Source organism: Blattabacterium sp. (Nauphoeta cinerea) (genome assembly GCF_000471965.1).
GTDB lineage: Bacteria > Bacteroidota > Bacteroidia > Flavobacteriales > Blattabacteriaceae > Blattabacterium.
The window spans coordinates 467,100-490,746 of the sequence record NC_022550.1 but is presented as its reverse complement, the minus strand read 5'-3'; the positions used below and the strand labels follow the sequence as shown (position 1 = coordinate 490,746).

At 27.3% G+C, this 23,647-nt stretch carries 17 protein-coding genes; 14 read left to right on the top strand and 3 right to left on the bottom strand.

The genetic code is table 11. The annotated features are described in order from the left end of the window. The first annotated feature begins 28 nt into the window (after positions 1-28). Entirely contained in the window at positions 29-2,494 is a 2,466-nt protein-coding gene (gene gyrA, locus K645_RS02420) for a DNA gyrase subunit A (protein ID WP_022565293.1), read from the top strand. Here the strand turns inward: gyrA and K645_RS02415 are convergent. After that, a complete protein-coding gene (locus tag K645_RS02415; protein ID WP_022565292.1) occupies positions 2,478-4,595 on the bottom strand; it encodes a carboxy terminal-processing peptidase in 2,118 nt (705 codons plus the stop codon). The two genes, gyrA and K645_RS02415, sit on opposite strands and share 17 nt — an antisense overlap. Positions 4,596-4,673: 78 nt before the next feature. On the opposite strand from K645_RS02415, the gene surE reads away from it, so the two are divergent. From surE to guaA, 13 genes are all read left to right on the top strand, one after another. Beyond that, positions 4,674-5,561 carry a 5'/3'-nucleotidase SurE gene (gene surE, locus K645_RS02410; protein WP_022565291.1) on the top strand — a complete coding sequence of 296 codons (888 nt, stop codon included), beginning with the start codon at positions 4,674-4,676 and terminating at the stop codon, positions 5,559-5,561. Then, positions 5,515-6,477, top strand: coding sequence for a Holliday junction branch migration DNA helicase RuvB (gene ruvB / locus K645_RS02405; protein WP_022565290.1), 963 nt, complete (start codon positions 5,515-5,517; stop codon positions 6,475-6,477). Before surE ends, ruvB begins: the two co-directional genes overlap by 47 nt. A 71-nt stretch (positions 6,478-6,548) precedes the next feature. Further along, entirely contained in the window at positions 6,549-7,844 is a 1,296-nt protein-coding gene (locus K645_RS02400; protein ID WP_022565289.1) for an adenylosuccinate synthase, read from the top strand. Positions 7,845-7,852: 8 nt separating this feature from the next. Further along, positions 7,853-9,292, top strand: a complete 1,440-nt coding sequence (gene purB, locus K645_RS02395) for an adenylosuccinate lyase (RefSeq protein WP_022565288.1) — start codon at positions 7,853-7,855, stop codon at positions 9,290-9,292. Positions 9,293-9,301: 9 nt separating this feature from the next. Then, complete coding sequence (locus K645_RS02390; protein ID WP_022565287.1) at positions 9,302-12,985, top strand: phosphoribosylformylglycinamidine synthase; 3,684 nt, start codon at positions 9,302-9,304, stop codon at positions 12,983-12,985. Between the two features lie 11 nt (positions 12,986-12,996). Further along, a complete protein-coding gene (gene purE / locus K645_RS02385; protein ID WP_022565286.1) occupies positions 12,997-13,494 on the top strand; it encodes a 5-(carboxyamino)imidazole ribonucleotide mutase in 498 nt (165 codons plus the stop codon). Continuing rightward, positions 13,491-14,207: a phosphoribosylaminoimidazolesuccinocarboxamide synthase gene (purC, locus tag K645_RS02380; RefSeq protein WP_022565285.1), complete on the top strand. Its 717-nt coding sequence runs from the start codon at positions 13,491-13,493 to the stop codon at positions 14,205-14,207. Before purE ends, purC begins: the two co-directional genes overlap by 4 nt. Positions 14,208-14,249: 42 nt before the next feature. Beyond that, positions 14,250-15,686 (top strand): amidophosphoribosyltransferase, encoded by a 1,437-nt coding sequence (gene purF / locus K645_RS02375; protein ID WP_081683500.1) that lies wholly within the window; start codon positions 14,250-14,252, stop codon positions 15,684-15,686. A 9-nt stretch (positions 15,687-15,695) separates the two neighbouring features. After that, the gene (purM, locus tag K645_RS02370; RefSeq protein ID WP_022565283.1) at positions 15,696-16,679 is read left to right on the top strand and encodes a phosphoribosylformylglycinamidine cyclo-ligase; all 984 of its coding nucleotides are present in this window, start codon (positions 15,696-15,698) and stop codon (positions 16,677-16,679) included. Between the two features lie 10 nt (positions 16,680-16,689). Beyond that, positions 16,690-17,265, top strand: a complete 576-nt coding sequence (locus K645_RS02365) for a formyltransferase family protein (protein WP_022565282.1) — start codon at positions 16,690-16,692, stop codon at positions 17,263-17,265. Between the two features lie 49 nt (positions 17,266-17,314). Next, the gene (purH, locus tag K645_RS02360) at positions 17,315-18,841 is read left to right on the top strand and encodes a bifunctional phosphoribosylaminoimidazolecarboxamide formyltransferase/IMP cyclohydrolase (RefSeq protein WP_022565281.1); all 1,527 of its coding nucleotides are present in this window, start codon (positions 17,315-17,317) and stop codon (positions 18,839-18,841) included. 4 nt (positions 18,842-18,845) lie between these two features. Then, positions 18,846-20,081 (top strand): phosphoribosylamine--glycine ligase, encoded by a 1,236-nt coding sequence (gene purD / locus K645_RS02355; protein ID WP_041936104.1) that lies wholly within the window; start codon positions 18,846-18,848, stop codon positions 20,079-20,081. Between the two features lie 20 nt (positions 20,082-20,101). Next, on the top strand, positions 20,102-21,652 hold the full coding sequence (gene guaA / locus K645_RS02350) for a glutamine-hydrolyzing GMP synthase (protein ID WP_022565279.1): 1,551 nt from the start codon (positions 20,102-20,104) through the stop codon (positions 21,650-21,652). A gap of 3 nt (positions 21,653-21,655) precedes the next feature. Here the strand turns inward: guaA and accD are convergent, their stop codons facing one another. Further along, on the bottom strand, positions 21,656-22,495 hold the full coding sequence (accD, locus tag K645_RS02345; RefSeq protein WP_022565278.1) for an acetyl-CoA carboxylase, carboxyltransferase subunit beta: 840 nt from the start codon (positions 22,493-22,495) through the stop codon (positions 21,656-21,658). An 8-nt stretch (positions 22,496-22,503) separates the two neighbouring features. Beyond that, positions 22,504-23,571: a class II fructose-bisphosphate aldolase gene (fbaA, locus tag K645_RS02340; RefSeq protein WP_041936103.1), complete on the bottom strand. Its 1,068-nt coding sequence runs from the start codon at positions 23,569-23,571 to the stop codon at positions 22,504-22,506. Between the last annotated feature and the right edge of the window lie 76 nt (positions 23,572-23,647).

Genomic DNA, 23,647 nt, shown 5'->3' with positions numbered 1-23,647 from the left:
TAAACTAAAATTATAATTCAGATTAAAAATGAATGAAAGTGAAGGAGAAAAATTGATTTCCATTAATATTGAAGATGAAATGAAGTCTTCTTACATAGATTACTCTATGTCTGTTATTATATCCAGAGCTCTTCCTGATGTTAGAGATGGATTAAAACCTGTACACAGAAGAGTTCTTTATGGAATGTATCAATTAGGAATTCTTTTTAACAGTTCTTATAAAAAATCTGCTCGTATTGTTGGAGAAGTATTAGGGAAATATCATCCGCATGGAGATATTTCTGTTTATGATACTATGGTTCGTATGACTCAAAAATGGACATTACGTTATCCATTAATAGATGGGCAAGGAAATTTTGGATCATTGGATGCAGATCCTCCGGCAGCTATGCGTTATACAGAAGTAAGAATGCAAAAGATATCTGAAGAAATGTTGTTAGATATCAAAAAAGAAACGGTAGATATGCAATCAAATTTTGATGATTCTTTAGAAGAACCAACCGTATTACCAACACGAATTCCTAATCTTTTGATTAATGGTTCTTCTGGAATTGCAGTTGGAATGGCGACTAATATACCTCCTCACAATTTAAAAGAAACTATCAACGCCATTTGTGCTTATATAGACAATAATGAGATATCTATAGAAGAAATCATAAAATATATCAAAGCCCCTGATTTTCCTACAGGCGGAATCATTTACGGATATGACGGAGTTAAAAATGCTTTTCATACTGGGAAAGGACGTATTGTTTTGCGTGCAAAAATACATTTAGAAGAAATTCATGGAAGACAATGTGTTATTGTAGATGAAATTCCTTATCAAGTCAATAAAGCTGACATGATTGCTCGAACTGTGGAATTAATGAAAGAAGGAAAAATGGAAGGAATTAATCAAATTCGTGACGAATCAGATAGAAATGGACTACGTATTGTTTACATTTTGAAACAAAACACAAATCCTAATATATTATTGAACAAATTATTTCAATATACTCCTTTACAAACTTATTTTAATGTAAATAATATAGCTTTAGTCGATGGAAAACCAGTTCAATTAAATATAAAAAGTTTTATACGATATTTTGTAAATCATAGACACAATGTTATTATTCGTCGCACTAAATACGAACTAAAAAAGTGTCAAAATCGTGTTCATATTTTGTCTGGTTTTTTGAAAATATTGGATCATTTAGATCTCATGATTCAATTAATTCAAAAATCAAAAAATCATTATGATGCTTGTGATAGATTGACTCACAAATTTCAAATATCTAAAAATCAATCTAAATCTATTTTAGATATGAAACTACAAAGTCTGACATTTTTAGAAATTGATAAACTTCAAAAAGAATATGATGAACTTATTAAAAAAATAGAATTTTTTAAAACTATCTTGAAAGAGCATTCTACAAGAACCAAAATTATCAAAGAAGAACTTTTAGATATTAAAAGAAAATACCAAGATACACGTCGTACACAAATTGATTATTCAGGAAATAAAGTAAACATAGAAGATTTAATTGAAAACGAACAAGTCGTACTTACTATTTCCCACGCTGGCTATATTAAAAGAACATCTTTATCAGAATATAAACGTCAGGGAAGAGGAGGAGTAGGAAATAGAGGCGCTACTGCTAGAGAATCAGATTTTTTTAAGCATTTGCTTATAGCAACTAATCATCAATATCTACTTTTTTTTACGGAAAAAGGAAAATGTTTTTGGTTAAGAGTATATGAAATACCAGAAGGGTCTAAAATTTCTAAAGGAAGAGCTATACAAAATATCATTCATCTTCAACAAGATGATAAAGTAAACGCTTATATATTAACAGGAGATCTTACTAATAAAAAGTATATCAAAGATTATTATGTAATGATGATTACGCAAAAAGGTATTATAAAAAAAACATCTTTAGAAAATTATTCTCGTCCCAGAAAAGATGGAATCAATGCTATTATTATTCGTAAAGGAGATTCTTTATTAGAAGCGATTCTCACTAAGGGTGATAGTCATGTTTTTATTGCTGTAAAAAGTGGGAGAATTATTCGTTTTTCAGAAAAAAAAGTTCGTTCCACTGGAAGAACTTCTTCGGGGGTTATAGGAATTAATATGAATCATAAAGATTCAGTTGTTGGAATGATATGTGTAGATGTAGAAAGAAAAGAAAAAGGACATTTATTAGTGGTTTCTGAAAAAGGATTTGGAAAAAGATCTCATATAAAAGATTATCGTATAACCAATCGTGGTGGAAAAGGAATTAAGACAATAAATATAACTCAAAAAACAGGAAATTTAATTTCTGTAAAATATGTTACAGATCAAGACGATTTGATGATTATTAAAAAATCAGGGATTATTATACGTATTCCTATATCAGACATAAGAGTTATGGGAAGAACGACTCAAGGAGTAAGATTAATAAATTTAAAAGAAAACGATGCCATAGCTGATGTGGCTAAAGTTTACAAACCGATTATGGAATTTCATTAAAATCTCGTAATATATTAATACATTCTGCTATATAAAAATCTTTTTTTATATTTTTTATCCATTCTTTTTGTTCTTCTGATATTGTATTGAAAATGATTTTTTGATAAGGAGTAAAAGCTTGTTCTCCATATATATCTAGACAATTTTTAAGTTTTTTAAAATTTTCATTTATTTTTTTTATTTTTAAATTTTCATAATAAAATTCTTTCCAATTCAAAGAAAATTGTTTCTCATTAGAGAATTTTTTTTCTAATAATTGTATTTTTTTATAAGTATTAATAAAATTGTTATTTTTTTTTAAACGTTTTACACTTTTATGTTTAATATTTTCTAAATATAAATTATTATAATAAAAATGAATAGAGGAAATGGGATCTGTATAGTCCCATTTCATAGGATTTTCTTGATTTTTTTCCATATATTTTGATAATCGACTTGTCGTATTACTTGGAATAACAATATCGGAGTTCACTCCTTTTAATTGAGTAGAACCGCCATTAACACGATAAAATTTATTAATAGTAAATTTTAATGCTCCTAGTTTATCATTATAAAATAAAAATCTGTTTAATGGATAAACAGTTTGTATAGTTCCCTTCCCATATGTTTGAGCACTTCCAACGATAATCCCTCTTTTATAATCTGCTATAGCAGCAGCAAGAATTTCAGAGGCAGAAGCAGACAATTCTTTACAAGAACTACAATAGGTCCTGTCCATAAAATTTTTTTTCGTGACTTTTAAGTATATTTTTTTTTTATGAGGTTTTCCTATTTGTAGAATAGGAACTTTTCCTAAAAAAAAACCTGCAATTTCTATTACAGCATCTAAAGATCCTCCTCCATTATTTCTGATATCAATCAAGATTCCTTTTACATTTTCTTTTTTAAGTTTTTGAATAATTTGTTTCATATCTTTAGCTGCATTTCTACCATTTTTATTTTCAGGATGAAAATAAAATTCTGGTAAACAAATCAAACCATATTTATTTTTGTTTTTGTCCAAAATTATAACACTTTTTGCAAAAATTTCTTTTTTTTCAATTATATCTCTAATAATAATCACTTCTTCTATAGATCCATTTTTCTTTTGAATTGTTAATTTGACTTTACTTCCTTTTTTTCCTCTTATCAAAAAAATTGAATTTTCTAATAACATGCCTACTATATTTTTTGATTCTGAGTTTACATTTTTTGCTACTCGTATAATTTTATCTCCTATTTCTATTTTTTTATTTTTCCATGCAGGTCCACCAGGAATGATTTTAACAACAGTAGGATATCCTTTTTCATCTTGTAATTCTACACCAATACCTTCAGTTTGTCCAGATATGTTAAAATCAAAAATTTCTTTCTCCCTAGGTGAAAAATAATTAGTATGAGGATCATATTGAGAAGTTATAGTATTAACATATATAGAAAACCAATCGGATTCTTTTCTTATTTTTAATTTCCTGAAATATTCCTGAATATATTCTTCCACCTTTTTTCTTGATTTTCTTTCGTTATGAAAAAATGCATTTTTCCAAATCTTTTTCTGCTTTATGAAAGGAATTTGTTTTTGATTCGTGGAAGTGATGATTTCTAATAAAGTCATATATTTCAAGTACTTTCTCCATTTTTCAATCCATTCTTTTTTATTTTTTGGATAAAAAAGTTTTTGTTCTATAATAGGATACATTTCTTTCTTATTAAAATCAAAAGATGTCTTTAATATTTTAAAACATATAAATTCTGCTTCTTTTATTCTTTGAAAAAAACGTTTCATAATAACATTAAAAAAAGTAGGATCTCCATAAATCCAAAAATCATCTATTTTTTCTTTATATAAAGAAAGATCTTCTACATCTTTTTGGAAAAAAAAACGTTTTTGATTATCTAATTTTTCAAAATATTTATTATATACTTTCTGTGAAAAATTATTATCTATAGAAATAGAATTTGGATGTAAAAAATAAAGTGTTTTATATATTGTTTTGAGTATTACACGATGTTTTTTCTGTTCTCCTTCTCCTAATGGAGAACAAAAACTTAATGAAAAAACAAGAAAAAAACCAATTATTATGTATTTAATATCATTCAGTTTTTTTATTTTAATATTCACAATGTTGAATTGAAAAATTTTAGCAAAATTATATATAATATATAAATTAAATAGCTTTTTTTATATATTTTATATAAAATGAATAAAAAACCAATTATTTTAGTCACAAATGATGATGGAATCATAGCTCCAGGTATTAGAGCGCTCATTCACTCTATGAATCTTTTAGGGGATGTATATGTGGTCGCGCCAAATAAACCTCAATCTGGAGTAGGACATGGAATTACAATGAATACAATATTATATTGTGATTCAGTAAAAATAGATAATGGGAATCAAAAAGAATGGGAATGTTCTGGGACTCCGGTTGATTGTGTCAAATTAGCAATTAGTGATCTTCTTCCAAGAAAACCTGATATTTGTGTATCAGGGATTAATCATGGATCAAATTCTTCTATAAATATTATGTATTCTGGAACTGTATCCGCTGTTATTGAAGCAAGTATAGAGGGAATCCCATCTGTAGGATTTTCTCTTTTAGATTTCGATTGGAATGCTGATTTTGAACCATCTAAAAAATATGTATCTCAAATCGTTAAAAAAATTCTTTGCAATCCTATTCCGGAACAAACAATTACTTTGAATGTCAATATTCCTAAATTAAAAAAAGAAGAAATCAAAGGAATTAAAATATGTAGACAAGCGGAATCTAAGTGGAAAGAGAGTTTTGATAAACGCTACAACCCTAAAGGAAGAACTTACTATTGGTTAGTAGGAGATTTTGTAAATTGGGATGAAAAAGTGGATACAGATGAATGGGCGTTAAAAAATGGATATGTATCTATTGTTCCTATTCAATTTGATTTTACAAATCACACTATTTTAAATATTTTAAAATCTTGGAATTTTATTGTATTATTTATTTTTATTTGGTATACACCAATTTATTCTCAATTTAAATGTCAAAATATAATATATAGTGTCATCCTTTTTAGAGAGATCTTTAACTCCTCAAAAAATTCGTGATTTTATTGGACAACATGATATATTGAATAATCTAAAAATTTTTATTCAGGCTGCTAAAAAAAGAAAAGAAGCTTTAGATCATATTTTATTTCATGGACCTCCAGGATTGGGAAAAACAACACTTGCTCATATTGTAGCCAATGAATTGTCTGTGAACATTACGGTTACTTCAGGATCTGTTTTAGATAAACCTGGAGATTTAGCTGGATTACTGATTCATTTAAAGATAAATGATGTTATTTTCATTGATGAAATCCACCGTCTTTCTCCAACAGTTGAGGAATATTTATATTCAGCTATGGAAAATTATAAAATAGATATTATCATAGATTCTGGATCTAATGCAAAATCAGTACAAATAGATTTATCTCCTTTTACTTTAATAGGAGCCACCACAAGATCCGGTTTACTTACAGCTCCTATGCGTTCTAGATTTGGTATTAATTTTCGTCTTAGTTATTATAAAAAAAATTATAATGATATTGTAAATCGTAGTGCAAGATTATTGAACACCCCAATAACGGAAGAAGCGTCTTATGAAATTGCTAACAGAAGCCGTGGAACTCCACGTATAGCTAATGCTTTATTACGCAGAATTCGTGATTTTGCACAAATTAAAGGAAATGGAACTATAGATATTAACATATGCAATTTAGGCTTACAAGCCCTTCATGTAGATAAACATGGATTAGATGAAATGGATAACAGAATTCTTTCATATATCATAAATTATTTCAAGGGAGGACCTGTAGGAATTAATACTATAGCAACAGCTGTTAGTGAAAATTCAGATACTATAGAAGAAGTTTATGAACCTTTTCTTATTCAAGAAGGATACTTAATTAGAACACCTAGAGGAAGAAAAGTAACAGAATTAGCTTATCAGCATATTAAACGAAATTCTAAAAAAAAATAGATTAAATTTTTATTATATATTCATTCATAAGAATTAACTTTGTTGAAAATTGTTAATAAAATCAATATATCATGCCTTCAAATGTTATTGTGGGCCTCCAATGGGGTGACGAGGGAAAAGGAAAAATTACAGACTTACTTTCTAAAAATTCGGATTATGTAATTCGTTACCAAGGGGGGAATAATTCAGGTCATTCTATTCATATTAAAAACCGTCATTTTATTCTTCACTTAGTTCCTTCTGGAGTTATTTATTCTGATGTAAAATGTATCATTGGTCCTGGAGTTGTAGTTGATCCCAAATCTTTTATACAAGAAATACAGAATTTAGAATTAATGGGCGTCAGCACATCTAAAGTCTTTTTATCAAAAAGAGCACACCTAACTATGCCTTATCATCGTTTGTTAGATCAATATCAAGAAGAAGCTTTAGGAGATAAATCTATTGGAACCACACATAAAGGGATCGGCCCTACTTATGTAGATAAAATTGCCCGTACAGGAATTCGTATTTTAGATCTATTAAATTTAAAAGTTTTTTATAAGAAATTAAAATATAATATTGATTTTAAAAACCAGATTTTTACAAAAATTTTTCAAAAAAAACCTATTTCTTTTCAATCTATTTATGAAGAATATGTAGAATATGCAAAAATAATTTCCAATCGTATTGTAGATGCTGTTTATGAAATTCATCATGCTTTTCGTAACAAAAAAAAGATTTTATTTGAAGGAGCTCAAGCTATGTTATTGGATATAAATTATGGAACATATCCATATGTAACCACTTCTTCTACTTCTACAGGAGGTGTATGTACAGGAACCGGGATTCCTCCATACTTTTTAAAAAACTTTATAGGAATAACAAAAGCATATTGTACTCGTGTTGGATTTGGTCCTTTTCCTACGGAAATAGAAAATGAAATTGGGAATATAATCCGTCAGAAAGGGAATGAATATGGAGCTACGACAAAACGTCCCAGACGATGTGGATGGTTAGATTTAATTTCCCTGAAATACTCTTGTATGATTAATGGAATTAATTATTTAATAATTACAAAACTTGATGTTTTAAGTGAATTAAAGACTATTAAAATATGTGTAAAATATAAATATGATGATAATATTATTCAATATTTTCCAGCAAATATAGAAAAAAATGTAAAAGGAATTTATTTAGATTTACCTGGATGGAAAGAAGATATATCACATATTTGTGAGTATGAAGATTTACCTAAAAATTGTATAAAATATATTAAATTTATTGAAAATTATCTGAATTTGGAAATTATATTAATTTCTGTGGGTTCTGAAAGAAATCAAAATATTATTAAAAATAAGCCTTTATTTTTAAAAATTTTTACTTAGAAAATTTTGTGGAAAAATATAAAAATCCTTTAGTAGAACGATATAGCAGTAAAGAAATGTTATATAATTTTTCTCCGAAAAAAAAATTTCTTATTTGGAGAAAATTATGGTTATATTTGGCAGAAATTCAAAAAAAATTAGGATTAAACATTAGCGAAGAACAAATATCTGATTTAAAAAGTCATTTACACAACATTGATTGGGATAGAGTTTCTTTTTATGAGAAAAAATTTCGTCATGATGTTATGGCTCATTTATATGCTTTTGGAGAAAAAGCAACTATAGCTAGACCTATTATACATTTGGGTGTTACAAGTGCATTTTTAGGAGATAATACAGATATTATTCTAATTCGTGACGGTTTGGAAATTTTATTAAAAAAATTGATTAATATTATTTTTCGTCTTAGAAATTTTGCTTTAGAATATCATAATACTCCTACTTTAGCTTTTACTCATTATCAACCTGCACAATTAACTACTGTAGGAAAACGTTCTTCTTTATGGTTACAAAGCGTTCTTTTAGATTTAGAAGAATTAGAATTTAGATTAAAAAATATTCATTTTAGAGGAGTTAAAGGAACTGTAGGAACAGCAGATAGTTTCAAAGAATTATTTGATGGAGATTTACAAAAAGTAAAAGATTTAGAAAAAAAGTTATCTAATAAATTTAGATTTAAAAATGTTTTTGCTATAACAGGACAAACTTACGATAGAAAAGTTGATGCTCAGATATTAAATTTATTATCTAATATATCTCAATCTTCTCATAAATTTAGCAATGATTTACGGTTGTTACAAAATTTAAAAGAAATGGAAGAACCATTTGAAAAAGAACAAATTGGATCTAGTGCTATGGCTTACAAACGAAATCCAATACGTAGTGAACGTATAGCTTCTTTAGCCAAATATGTTATTTCTTTATCTAATAGTTCAGCTTTAGTTGCAGCAACTCAATGGTTAGAACGGACTTTAGACGATTCTGCAAACAGAAGATTAGTTATAGGACAATCATTTTTAGCTGTAGATTCTATTTTGATGATTTGGAATAATATATTAGAAAATATTGTTGTATATCCCAAGATTATTGATAAACATATAAGAGAAGAACTACCTTTTTTAATTACTGAATATATTATTGTAGAATGTGTGAAAAAGGGAGCAGATAGACAAGATATTCATGAAAGGATAAGAATTCATTCTATGGCTACAAATGATCAAATTAAATTAAAAGGAATGGAAAATGATTTTATCAAACGTATCTTGGATGATCAAAAAATTCCGATTCATGATGAAAAAAAAATGAAAACAATTATGAATCCTAAGAATTTTATAGGATTTTCTTCAGATCAAACTTTAGAATTTATTGATACAAAAGTTAATCCTATATTAAATCGTTTTCATCATTTAATTGATTATGATATATCTAATATGGATAGAAAAATTTAATACATAGATATGAATTTTAGAATTTATATACAAAAAAGAAGTCCTTTTGATATTGATTCTAGAAAATTATACAATGAATTAAAACATATGAAGATTTCATTGTCTAATGTAGTGATTTATCATATATATGATATATTGAATATAAATGAAAAACTATTTTTAGAAAGTTTATCAAAGGTTTTTGTCGATCCTGTTACAGATATTTTGCATAGAAATATGCATTTAAATACTTCATATATAGAATATTTTACAGAAAAGTATGATGATGATAGAGCTCATGCCGCGATACAATGCATAAAAATAATAGATCCTAAATCTACTAAGGTTTCTGTAAAAACTGGTCAATTAATTAAATTGATTGGGATGAAAAAGAAACAAGATTTTTATAAAATTAAAAAATATTATATCAAGTCCTGCTTAAGTGGACAAAATACACAAAATCATAAAAATGAGGACAAAATTATAAATAATTTTATTAATTTTTCTGTTGAAGAAATAAAAAAAATCCATCATAAGTGGAATCTTTCTATGAATATGAATGATTTATTATTCATACAGAAATATTTTTCTGAAGAAAAACGAAATCCAACACCAGCAGAATTACGTATATTTGATGTTTATTGGTCTGATCATTGTCGTCATACAACATTTTTTACTACATTGAAAAATATATCTTTTTATGGATCATTAAAACAAACATATCAAAATATTTTTAGAAAATATTTAAAGGATAGAGATTTAATAGGAAGATCCAAATCCCCTATAAATTTTATGGATTTATCTAGTCTTCCTGCTAAAATTCTTTACAAAAAAGGAAAATTAACGAATTATGTTTCGTCAGATGAACATAATGCGTGTATGATAATGATAAATGTAGATTTTACAGACAAAAATGAAAAAGAAAAATGGTATTTATTATTTAAAAATGAAACTCATAATCATCCTACTGAAATTGATCCTTTTGGAGGAGCTTCGACTTGTATAGGAGGTGCCATTCGTGATTCTTTATCTGGTAGAGCTTTTGTTTATCAAGGACTTAGATTGAGTGGGGCTGCTAACCCTATGAATTTAAAAACTATTTATGGAAAATTACCACAAAAAAAAATTTGTTTTGAATCCGCATGTGGATATAGTTCTTATGGAAATCAAATAGGATTATCAACAACTCATGTACATGAAATTTATCATGAAGGATATAGAGCTAAAAGAATGGAAATTGGTATGGTTGTTGGAGCAGTCCCTGTTGATTTTGTCAAACAGGAGAAACCTAAAGAAGGAGATGTTATTTTGTTAATTGGGGGGATGACAGGAAAAGAAGGAATTGGAGGGGCAACGGATTCTTCTCAGGAACAGGATGATAATTTAAAAAATTATATACAACAAAAAGGAAATCCAATAATAGAAAGAAAAATTCAAAGACTTTTTAGAAAAAAAGAAGTTATTTCTTTAATAAAAAAATGCAATGATTTTGGGGCAGGAGGAGCAGCTGTGGCTATAAGCGAATTAAGCGATAGTTTAATTCTTTATTTAGATAAAATTCCAATAAAAGATAAAGAGACAAAAAATATAAAAGACATAGAAATTGCACTTTCTGAATCCCAAGAACGTATGGCCGTAATATTAGATCCCAAAGACGTTAAAAAATTTATTTCTTTTTCTCGTGAAGAAAACATAATGTCTGTGCCTATTGGGGAAATCACTGATAATAAACGTATTATTTTTTATTATAGAAAAAAAGAAATTTTTAATGTAAAAAGTTCTTTTTTGAATACAAAAGGATCTCATAAAGAAAAAGCTGTTCGTGTGAATTCTCCTATTTCAGTTTCCCCTTTTAATAAATCAAAAAAAATTATTTTCAGCAAAAAAACATTTTTGAATACTCTTTCTGAATTGAATATAGCTTCTCAAAAAAGTTTAGTAGAAATGTTTGATAGTACTGTAGGCGGAACTACAGTTTTAATGCCTTTTGGAGGAAGATATCAAATGACTCCATCTGAAGGGAGTGTACAGAAAATACCTGTTTTAAAAGGAAACACAAATACAGTCAGTTTGGCATCTTGGGGATTTCATCCTGAAGTTTCGATTTGGAGTCCTTTTCATGGAGGTGCTTATGCTATTGTAGAGTGTATTTCTAAAATTGTTTCTATGGGAGGAAATTATAGAAATACTTATTTTAGTTTTCAAGAATATTATCAAAAATTAGATAATGATTCAGAAAACTGGGGAAAACCTTTTTCCGCTTTGCTAGGAGCTTATCATGCTCAAATGTCATTAGAATTAGCTTCTATAGGAGGAAAAGACTCTATGTCTGGAACATATAAAAATTTGCATGTTCCACCAACATTTATCGCTTTTGGCGTTTCTACAGGTTTATGTTTCAATATTATATCTCCTGAATTTAAAAAAGAAGGAAATAAAATTTATTTGTATTATCATAATCCATTGGATAACGAAATGCCTGATTTTAATTCTATCAAAAAAGCCTATGATCAAATTTATGAAGGGATTTGTTCAGGAAAAATTGTTTCGGTTAAAACAGTAAAAGATGGAGGGATTTCTGTTGCTATTGCTAACATGTCTTTTGGAAATCGTTTAGGAGCAGTTATTGATTATAATGATCATTTACTGGAAACAAATATAGGGTCCTTAATTATAGAATCTTCATCTTCTATTTCATATAATAATTTTATTCCGATAGGAGAAGTCATTTCTTATAAGTATTTAAATTTTAATGGAATTTTTATTGATATAGATGAATCTATAAAAAATTGGTTAAAAACTTTTTATCCTATTTTTTCCTATACAAATGAAGGAGAAAATAAGATTCCCAAAGTAGAAAATATTAAACAAGAAGGAAAACATAATTCCATGATATGGAAATGTAAATTTAAAAAAAAAGGAAAACCTCGTGTATTTATTCCTATATTTCCTGGAACAAACAGTGAATTAGAATCGGTTCGTGCATTTGAAAAAGAAGGATCTACAGTAAATACTTTAGTATTTAAAAATCTATATGATAAAGATATTATGGAATCTATATATCATTTTCAAAAATATATAGAAACTGTACAGATATTTATGCTTTGTGGAGGTTTTAGTGCTGGAGATGAACCAGATGGTTCTGCCAAATTTATTGTATCTATATTACACAACCCATATATACAAGATGCTATTAAACATTTTTTAGATCAAGATGGATTAATTTTAGGAATTTGCAATGGATTTCAAGGTTTGATCAAATCAGGATTATTACCTTATGGGAAAATTTGTTTTAGAAATCATAATTCCCCTACATTAACCTACAATAAAATTGAAAAACATATATCTCAATGTGTTCATATTAAAGTGATTTCTGATCATTCTCCATGGTTAAATGGGATGAAAAATAAGATATACACTCTTCCCATATCTCATAGTGAAGGAAGATTTTATGCGAACAAAGAAACAATAAATATTTTATTTAATAGAGGCCAAATTGCTGCACAATATGTAGATCTAAAAGGAGAACCTAGTTTAAAAAGATCCTATAATCCGAATGGATCTGTTGAAGCAGTTGAAGGCTTATTAAGTGAAGATGGGAAAATTTATGGAAGAATGACCCATCCAGAACGTTATGATCATGGTTTATTAAAAAATATACCTAATATTCGTAAACATTCTATTTTTAAAAATGCAGTACAATATTTCTTATAAAAGTTATAATTATGAAAGTTGCTATATTTTTTGGAAGTATTTCTGATAAATCAATTATGAAAATAATAGCGGAGGTCCTTAAAAAATTTAACATAAGTTATAAATCTTATTTGATTTCCGCACATAGATTGCCGGATATTTTATCAAATACTATAAAAGAAATAGAATCTGAAGGAACAGATGTAATTATTGCAGGAGCTGGATTATCCGCTCATTTACCTGGATTCATTTCTTCTAAAACGATTTTACCTGTTATTGGTGTTCCAATCCATTGCAATAATAACAATTATGGATCTTTAGGCGGAATAGATGCTCTTTTTTCTATGGTGCAAATGCCAAAAGATGTTCCAGTTGCTACAGTCGGAATAAATAATTCCTATAATGCTGCTTTATTTGCCGTTCACATTTTAGCTATAAAGTATAAAGATATAAGAAAATTATTGCTAAAATTCAGAATGGATAAAAAGAAAAAATTAACAAGTGAAATTAAGCAACATTTATTATCATGATAATTAAAAAAAATCTTTTATCAGAAGGAAAAACAAAAAAAATATATACGACGAATAATCCACTTGAAATATTAATTCATCATAAAGATAATATAACGGCCTTGAATGGATTGAAAAAAAATATATTGCAAGATAAAGGTGTTTTGAATAATGAAATTACTACATTGATTTTTCAATTTTTGAACTCTTGTGGAATTAAAACTCATTTTATACGAAAAATCAATAATAGAGAACAATTATGTCATAAAGTAGATATGATCCCTTTGGAATTTGTGGTTCGTAATATCGTTGCAGGAAGTATGTCTAAACGTTTGGGAATTAAAGAAGGAACTTATTTAGATAATCCTATTTTTGAGATTTTTTATAAAAATGATAAGTTAAAAGACCCCTTAATTAATGATCATCATGCAGTATTTTTAAAAATTATTTCTTATGAAGAATTAAATACCATTTATGATATGACATCGAAAATTAACTGTTTTATAAAACAATATTTTTCGGATAAAAATATTATATTGGTAGATTTTAAAATAGAATTTGGTAAAAATCATAAGAAAGAAATTCTCCTTTCAGATGAAATCAGTCCAGATACTTGTCGTTTATGGGATAAAGAAACAATGAAAAAGTTGGATAAAGATTCATTTAGAATCGGATTAAAAGAAAAAATATTTGATATTTATATGGAGGTATTAAAAAGGTTAAATGTAAGTTAATCCATTAAAATAATGGGACAAAGATATTCTTTTTTCAAAAAAATGATATCTCAATTATCCCCTTCTATTCTGGAAAATAATTGTTTGGATAAGTTTCATGATGAATGTGGCATTTTTGGGATTTATTCTCCTTATAAAATAGATACCTTTTCTTTGATTCAGTTTGGTTTATTTGCACTACAACATAGAGGACAAGAAGCTTGTGGTTTTTCTGTTTTACGAGATGGATTTATTATTTCACATAAAAGTGAAGGGCTTGTTTTGGATTTTTTTAGAAAAATTTCCCATTCTGAATGTTATCATGGAAATGCCGTAATTGGACATACTCGTTATTCTACAGAAGGAGGACAAAGTAAAAAAAATATTCAACCTTTTTTTGGAGAAGATTCCTATGGAAGAAGTACCATATCTATAGTTCATAATGGAAATTTGGTTAATGCGCAATATATTCGTAAAAAACTAGAATCTAAAGGAATAAATTTTATATCCGAATATTCAGATTCGGAAGTAATTTTACGTTTAATACAAAAATATTTACCAGAATCTAATAATAGCTTAGAAAAAGCTATTCAAAAAACAACTATTGATATCAAAGGCGCTTATTCTGTCATTGTGCTTATGGATAATAAAATGGCCGCATTTAGAGATCCAAACGGAATACGCCCTTTATGTTATGGAATGTTGAATGAAGAAACTTATATATTTAGTTCTGAAACTTGTGGAATAGATTCTGTTGGAGGATTTTATATAAGAGATTTATTTCCAGGAGAAATTATGATTGTGGATAAAAAGTCGGTTCAATTCTCTATACTTAGAGAAAGAAAAAACACAAAAAGAAGAATATGTTCTTTTGAATATATTTATTTTTCTCGTCCTGATTCCTTAATTGAAAATATAAATGTTTATAAAATCCGCGAGAAAAGTGGAGAAAAACTTTATGAGCAACATCCAGTAGAAGCCGATGTAGTAATTGGAGTTCCTGATTCTGGAGTTCCAGCTTCTATTGGATATTCTAAAGCTTCTGGAATTCCTTTTAAACCAATTTTAGTAAAAAACAAATATATTGGAAGATCATTTATTTTACCTAAACAAGAAATGCGTGAAAAAATGGTCAACTTGAAATTGAATCCTATATTATATGAAATCAAAGGAAAACGGGTTGTTATTATTGATGATTCTATAGTTCGTGGAACTACCAGTCGTAGATTAGTTTACATATTAAGAAAAGCCGGAGCTAAAGAAATTCATTTTAGAAGTGCTTCTCCTCCTATTATAGGACCATGTTATTTAGGCGTAGACACTCCAAGTAAAAAAGATCTTATATCATATAATCATATTGATAAAAAAAATATAGCAAAAATTCTAAATGTGGATAGTTTAGAATTTTTAAGCATGGAGAATTTGATAGATATTTTAGGAAGTATTCACTATTGTTTTGGTTGTTTCACTGGAAATTATCCAATTCAAAAAACTCATTAATTAATTAATATGAAAAAAATAAACATGACTATATGCAAAATGAATAAGATTTTAAAAAATACTTATAATAATAGAGTAATGAGTATGTTAGATCATTTTGCTGGTTTTTATAAAATATACGAATGTGGATATAAGGAACCTATTTTAGTATCTGGCGTTGATGGAGTAGGAACGAAATTACGTTTAGCTATAGATTACAAAAAATATGATGTGATTGGAGAAGATTGTTTTGCAATGTGTGCAAATGATGTTTTATGTCATGGTGCTATTCCTTTATTTTTTTTAGATTATTTAGCTTGTGGAAAATTAGATTCTATTATTGTAGAAAAAATTGTGCAAGGAATAGCTAATTCTTGTAAAAAAACAAATACCTGTCTTATTGGTGGTGAAACAGCGGAAATGCCTGGAATTTATCAAAATAATGATTATGATATAGCTGGATTTTGTATAGGTATTGTAGAAAAAGATCATCTTGTAGATGGAAAAAAATTAATTCAAGAAGGAGATATTTTAATAGGTCTTCCTTCTTCAGGGGTGCATAGTAATGGTTTTTCTGTAATTCGAAATATTTTTTCTACAGAAGATTTTATGAAATATTTTCAAGAAAAACCCTTTTATGAAACACTTTTAATTCCAACTAGAATTTATCATTTTCCTATTCATGTTTTATTAAAAGAATTTATGATTCATGGATTATCTCATATTACTGGAGGAGGGATATACGATAATCTATATCGAATTTTACCACAAAATTTATCAGCTGTAGTAGAAAAAGAAAAAATCCCTATTCAACCTGTTTTCAATTATATTCAAAAAAAAGCAAATTTATCAGAAAATAAAATGTGGAATACTTTTAATATGGGTGTAGGAATGATTGTGGCTGTGTCTTTTGAAGAAAAAGATTCCGTTTTGAAAAAACTACATACTATAGGAGAAAAACCTTTTATTTTGGGAAAAATTATAAAAGGAAATAAAAAAGTATTTTTGAAATAAAAATATCTCCATGAAAAAAATAGCTATTTTAGTTTCCGGAAAGGGGACCAATATGAAGCATATTTTAGAAGCAATAGAAAGCGGAATACTTCACAATTTTGTGGTTAATTTAGTAATTTCTGATAGATGGTGTGTAGCAATCCAATACGCATTAAAAAAAAATATCATAGTATTTTCTTTCATAAAAACTAATAAAAAATTTCTTTCTAAAGAAATAGACAATATACTTGGAATATATGTTCCAGATATTATAGTTCTTTCAGGGTTTCTTTCTATACTTGATGCAGAATTTTGTAAAAAATGGGCAAGAAAGGTTATAAATATTCATCCTTCTTTGTTACCTAAATACGGGGGAAAAGGAATGTATGGAATGAAAGTTCATCAAGAAGTTATAAAAAATAAAGATAAAATCTCAGGAGCTACAGTTCACTATGTCACCCAAAATGTGGATTTAGGAGATATAATATTAAAACAAACATGTGAAATTGATTCAGAGGATACCCCAATATCTTTATCAAAAAAAGTATCTATGATAGAAAAACAAATATTAATTCAATCTATTAATCAATTTTTTTTATATAATTAATAATAATGAATTAATAATACCATACAAAAAGTAACAATTAATTAGTAGTATGAAAAGAGCTTTGATTAGTGTTTATGAAAAACACGAAAAATTGTTTAATTTCGTCAATTTTTTAGATAAAAAAGGATATCAAATTGTTTCTACCGGAGGGACCTATCAATATTTTATCAAAAAAGGATTATCCAACCTTGTGGAGGTTTCTGATTTTACTTCTTTTCCTGATATTTTAGATGGAAGAGTGAAAACGATTCATCCTAATATATATGTTGGGATTTTAGCCAATCGTTCTATTGAAAAACATATGAAATACGTACGTTCTCATAATATTCATCTCATTGATATTGTATTAGTTAATTTTTATCCATTCTTTGACAAAAAACGTAAAAAATCTATCAATGCTGATTCATTAGTCGAATTTATTGATATTGGAGGTCCATCTATGCTTAGAGCAGCCGCAAAAAATTTTTTCCATGTAACTGCTATTACAGATAATAATGATTATGAATTAGTTCAATATGAAATTGAACATTATGGATTTCCTTCATTAAAATTGAGAAAAAAATTGGCAGGAAAAGCGTTTAATTTTACTTCTGCTTATGATTCTGCTATTTCTCAGTCCTTTTTAGATGATAAATTTCCTGTTTATTTACATTCTTCTTATGAAAAAAAAATGAATCTCCGTTATGGAGAAAATCCTCATCAAAAAGCCGCTTATTATGTTAATACAATCCATAAAGGATCAATGCGAAATTTGCATCAATTCCATGGAAAAGAATTATCATTTAATAATTTAAGAGATATGGATATAGCGTGGAAAGTTGTTTCTCAATTTTCTGAACCAGCTTGTTGTACAGTGAAACATTCTACTCCTTGTGGAGTGGCGTTGGGAAAAAATATCATTGAAGCTTTTCAAAAAACTTATTATGCAGATACTATTTCATCTTTTGGAGGAATAATGGCTGTTAATGTTCCAATAACAAAAGAATTAGCAAAAGAGATTAATCATATTTTTTTAGAAGTCCTCCTTTCACCAAATTACGAAACAGATGTTTTGAATATTTTAAAAATTAAAAAAAATCTTAGAATTATTAGTATTAATGAACCTATTTCAGATCAATTAGAATATGTCCAAATAGACGGAGGAATTTTAGTGCAAGAATCAGATTATTTTTTTCCTTATGATAAAAATTACAAAATAGTAACTGAAAAAAAATTCACTGATCAAGAATTAAAATCTTTATTCTTTGCTCAAAAAGTAGTCAAATATGTAAAATCTAATGCTATTGTAGTGGCTAAAAATACGCAAACTTTAGGGATTTCTGGAGGTCAGACTAATAGAATTTGGGCGGCTCGTCAAGCTATAGAAAGGGCTATAGAAAAAAGTAAAGAAGGATTAGTACTTGTATCTGATGCATTTTTTCCTTTTAGAGATGTTGTAGATGAGGCGGCTCGTTCTGGTGCTATACGTGCTATTATTCAACCAGGAGGATCTATACGTGATGAAGAATCTGTGAAAGCTTGTAATGATCATGGAATTGCAATGGCTTTTACTGGGAGGAGACATTTTAAACATTAAAATAATGAAAGTTTTAATTATTGGAGGAGGAGGACGAGAACATGCTATAGGAAAAAAATTATTAGAAGACAATCATTTTATACAACTTTATTTTTATCCTGGAAATGGAGGGACAAGCTTAATAGGAAAAAATATTGAAAATCATCACTCTCCGTTAGATTTAAGTTTTTTTGCTAAAAAAAATGAAATAGATATAACTATTGTAGGATCTGAATTTTTTTTATTAGAAGGAATTGTAGATATTTTTAAAAATATGGGATTAAAAATAATTGGTCCACATTATTCAGCTGCTAAACTTGAAGGAAATAGAATTTTTGCTAAATCTTTCATGATAAAATATGGAGTTCGCACTCCTAAGTATGATATTTTTTATTCTTATGAAGAGGCTATGAATTTTTTAAAAAAAAATACGAATTCTGTAGCTATTAAAACGAATGGAATAGCTGCAGGAAAAGGGGTGATTATAGCTCATAATCAAAATGACGCAAAAAAAGCTTTAAAAAATATTATGATAAAAAAAAAATTTGGAAAATCTGGTAATCAGATTATTATAGAAGAATTTTTACAAGGAAAAGAAGCTTCTATTATATCTTTTTTCAATGGAAAAAATATTATACCTTTTTTATCAGCTAAAGATTATAAAAAAATTGGAGAAAATGAAAAAGGATTGAATACAGGAGGAATGGGGGCTATTGTTCCAAATCCATATATGACAAATTCTATTTGGATAGATTTTATAAAAAATATTTTAGAACCTACTTTAGAAGGATTAATGATAGAAAAATTAACATTTTTGGGATTTTTATATTTTGGATTAATGATAACTAATAATAAAGTTTACTTATTAGAATACAACACTCGGATCGGAGATCCTGAAGCTCAAGCCTTATTCCCATTGATGAAAAGTAATTTTTTAAATATTATTCAATATTCTTATCAACATAAAGAAATATATATTGATTGGAAAAAATTATGTTCTTGCTGTGTGGTTTTATCGTCTGTAGGGTATCCTGAAAAATATGAAATAGGAAAAATTATAACAGGTTTAGATTCTTTAAAAGAACCTTTTTATATTGCTGGAGCAAAACAAGAACAAAAAAAGTGGATGACATCAAGTGGACGAGTTCTTAATATAGTAGGGATAGGAAATACTCTTCAAGAATCCAGAAAAAAGGCTTATGATCAAGTTAAAAAAATTCAATTTGACAATTTGTATTTCAGGAAAGATATTGGTTTATAATTTTTATACAATATACAAAAATGAAAAAAGATTTTATACTCATACTAGATTTTGGATCTCAATATAGTCATATGATTGCTAGAAGAATTAGAGATATAGGAGTATATACTTTATTATATCATTATAATAATATTTCTATATCTCATATTATGTCAAAAAAACCTAAAGGATTGATTTTATCAGGAGGACCTTTTTCTGTTTATGAAAAAAATTCTCCATTAATATCTAAAAATATTTTTCAACTAAATATACCTATATTCGGAATTTGTTATGGAATGCAACTGATTTCTTTTCTATTTGGGGGAAAAATAAAAAAATCAAAATATAAAGAATATGGAAAATCATACTTGATCATAAATGATGCTAATAACAATCTATTTTATGGAATCCCCGATAAATCTATTGTTTGGATGAGTCATTTTGATGAAGTAAAAAATATTCCTAAAGAATTTCAAGTCATAGGGAATACCCCATCTTGTAAGATTGCGGCTTTTAGTCATCTCAATAAAAAAATTTATGCAACTCAATTTCATCCAGAAGTGAGAAATACAGAATATGGAATATCTATGTTAAAAAATTTTGTTTTTCACATTTGCAAATGTAGTTCTAATTGGAAACTAAATAATTTTGTACAAAAAACGATAGATAATATTAAAAAACGTGTAAATAAAAAAAAAGTGATACTAGGTTTTTCTGGAGGAGTAGATTCTTTTGTCGCTGCTTATATTATTCATAAAGCTATTGGGAATTCTTTAAATTGTATTTTCGTAGATACAGGGTTATTGTTGAAAACGGAAAAAGAAAAAATATCTTTTTTATGTAAAAAAATGAATTTTTCTATAAAAATAATAGATGCTAAAAATCGTTTTTTATCTAAGTTAACTGGAATCCTTGATCCTGAAATAAAAAGAAAAGTTATAGGAGAAGAATTTCTATATATTTTTCAAAAAGAATCAGAAAAAATTAAAAATGTTGAATTTTTAGCACAAGGGACTATTTATTCAGATATTATTGAATCTTCTGTTATTTCAAAAAATTCAATAAGTCATTCTATAAAATCTCATCATAATGTAGGAGGGCTTCCAACAAGATTAATGAAATTGAAACTCATTGAACCATTAAAAGAATTATTTAAAGATGAAGTTAGAAAAATAGGAAAAAAATTAGGACTTCCAAAAGATATTTTATATCGTCATCCATTTCCTGGACCTGGTTTAGGGATTCGTATTATTGGAGAAATAAATGAAAAAAAAATTTATATTTTAAACAAAGCAGAGGATATTTTGTTGCAAGAATTAAAAACTTATGATATTTACGATTCTGTTAGTCAAGCTTTCATTGTTTTATTACCTATAAGATCTGTAGGAATCAAAGGAGATAAACGAACTTATGAATATGCTGCTATATTGCGAGTAATAAACACCGAGGATTTTATGACTGCTACTTTCTCACATTTATCTTACGATTTCTTGGAAAAAGTATCAAATAGAATTACTAATGAAGTCGATGGAATTAATAGAATAGCATACGATATAACATCTAAACCTCCATCTACTATTGAATGGGAATAATTTTTATATCATCATAGAAATCAAATTATATATATTTTTTTTTAATTCTGTCCTAGGAGAAATTAAATCTATAAATCCGTGATCCATCAAAAATTCTGCTGTTTGAAATCCTTTTGGAAGATCTTTTCCTATTATTTCCTTAATCACTCTAGGCCCAGCAAATCCAATAAGTGCTCCTGGTTCAGCTATATTGATATCTCCAAGTAAAGAGTAAGAAGCTGTAACCCCTCCCGTAGTTGGATCAGTTAAAACAGAAATATAAGGAATTTTAGCATCACGTAATTGGGTTAATCTAGCTATAGTTTTAGCCATTTGCATTAATGAAAAAGAAGATTCCATTATTCTTGCTCCTCCAGATTTAGAAATTAATATATATGGATATTTTTTATTTATACAATATTTTATAGCTCTAGATATTTTTTCCCCTACTACGGATCCCATTGATCCTCCTATAAATGAAAAATCCATACAAGATATCACAACATTTATAGTTTTAATTTTCCCAACTCCTGTTCTAATCGCATCATATAAATTTGTTTTTTTTCTTGCTTCTTGAATTCTCTCTGTATATTTTTTATAATCTTTCCATTTTATAGGATCTTTGCTCATTATTTTGACATTCATTTCTAAAAATTTACCGTTATCAAAAAGAATTTCAAAATATTCTTTGCTATGAATCCTTACATGATATCCATCTTCTGGACTAACATAAGCGTTTTTTTTTAATTCTTCTGTATCTATAATTTTTCCACTAGGAGTCCTATACCAAATTCCTTTTGGAAAATCTTTTCTATCATCTATAGATGTTAAAATATTTTTTTTCTTTCTTAAAAACCAAGCCATGGTCGTTTTTATAAAGTATTAATATTATTCATGAATTCGAAATATTTTTTTAAAGTAATTTTAAAAGATTCTTCTCCTTTCCTTAACCATACTCTAGGATCATAATATTTTTTATTAGGAATATGTTTCCCTTTTGGGTTCCCTATTTGCTTTTTTAAATATTCCTTATTTTTATTCATATAATCCCGAACTCCACAAGTAAAAGCATATTGTAAGTCTGTGTCTATATTCATTTTCACAACTCCATAGCTAATCGCTTTTTGTATTTCTTTTACTGAAGATCCTGATCCACCATGAAATACTAAAGAAACTGGTTTGATATCAGTATTAAATTTTTTTTGGATGTATTTTTGTGTATTTTTTAAAATTTCAGGACGAAGGGAGACATTTCCAGGTCTATAAACTCCATGTACATTTCCAAAAGAAGCTGCTATAATAAAATTATCACTAATTTTTATTAATCTTTCATAGGCATATGCTACCTCTTCTGGTTGAGTATAAAGTTTATTGTTTTCTATATTTGAATTATCTATCCCGTCTTCTTCTCCTCCAGTTACGCCAAGCTCTATTTCAATAGTCATTTTACTTTTATTCATTCTATCAAAATATTGCTCACAAATATTAATATTATCTTTTAAAGATTCTTGAGAAAGATCTAACATATGTGAGCTAAATAACGTTTTTCCAAAACGTTTATAATATATTTCATTAGCTTCTATTAATCCATCTATCCATGGAAGATTAGATTTAGAACAATGATCTGTATGCAGAAGAACCGTAGTTTTATAATATGAGGCTAATTCATGAACATGCATAGCAGAAGCTATTGCTCCTTGAATTGCTGCTTTTTGGTTATCATTACATAATCCTTTTCCGGCATTGAAAACAGCACCTCCATTAGATAATTGAATAATAACAGGAGAATTTACTTCTGCAGCAGTTTCCATTACAGCATTCATAGTATTAGATCCAATAATATTCACAGCAGGTATGGAAAACATGTTTTTCTTAGCGTATTCAAATATTTCTCTCACAAGATTCCCAGTAGCTACCCCAAAAGGAAATTTTTTATACATGTGTTTAAAATTTATTTTAATTAAAAAAAAGTATTTTCTATATATTATAAAAATATATGAAAAAATTTTCATAATG

Bases quoted from the DNA above. Each gene is read 5' to 3' on its own strand.
- purD (WP_041936104.1), top strand. From the start codon at position 18,846: ATGAAAGTTTTAATTATTGGAGGAGGAGGACGAGAACATGCTATAGGA.
- surE (WP_022565291.1), top strand. From the start codon at position 4,674: ATGAATAAAAAACCAATTATTTTAGTCACAAATGATGATGGAATCATA.
- accD (WP_022565278.1), bottom strand. From the start codon at position 22,495: ATGGCTTGGTTTTTAAGAAAGAAAAAAAATATTTTAACATCTATAGAT.
- K645_RS02390 (WP_022565287.1), top strand. From the start codon at position 9,302: ATGAATTTTAGAATTTATATACAAAAAAGAAGTCCTTTTGATATTGAT.
- purF (WP_081683500.1), top strand. From the start codon at position 14,250: ATGATATCTCAATTATCCCCTTCTATTCTGGAAAATAATTGTTTGGAT.
- guaA (WP_022565279.1), top strand. From the start codon at position 20,102: ATGAAAAAAGATTTTATACTCATACTAGATTTTGGATCTCAATATAGT.
- K645_RS02400 (WP_022565289.1), top strand. From the start codon at position 6,549: ATGCCTTCAAATGTTATTGTGGGCCTCCAATGGGGTGACGAGGGAAAA.
- gyrA (WP_022565293.1), top strand. From the start codon at position 29: ATGAATGAAAGTGAAGGAGAAAAATTGATTTCCATTAATATTGAAGAT.
- K645_RS02365 (WP_022565282.1), top strand. From the start codon at position 16,690: ATGAAAAAAATAGCTATTTTAGTTTCCGGAAAGGGGACCAATATGAAG.
- fbaA (WP_041936103.1), bottom strand. From the start codon at position 23,571: ATGTATAAAAAATTTCCTTTTGGGGTAGCTACTGGGAATCTTGTGAGA.
- purE (WP_022565286.1), top strand. From the start codon at position 12,997: ATGAAAGTTGCTATATTTTTTGGAAGTATTTCTGATAAATCAATTATG.
- purH (WP_022565281.1), top strand. From the start codon at position 17,315: ATGAAAAGAGCTTTGATTAGTGTTTATGAAAAACACGAAAAATTGTTT.
- purM (WP_022565283.1), top strand. From the start codon at position 15,696: ATGAAAAAAATAAACATGACTATATGCAAAATGAATAAGATTTTAAAA.
- purC (WP_022565285.1), top strand. From the start codon at position 13,491: ATGATAATTAAAAAAAATCTTTTATCAGAAGGAAAAACAAAAAAAATA.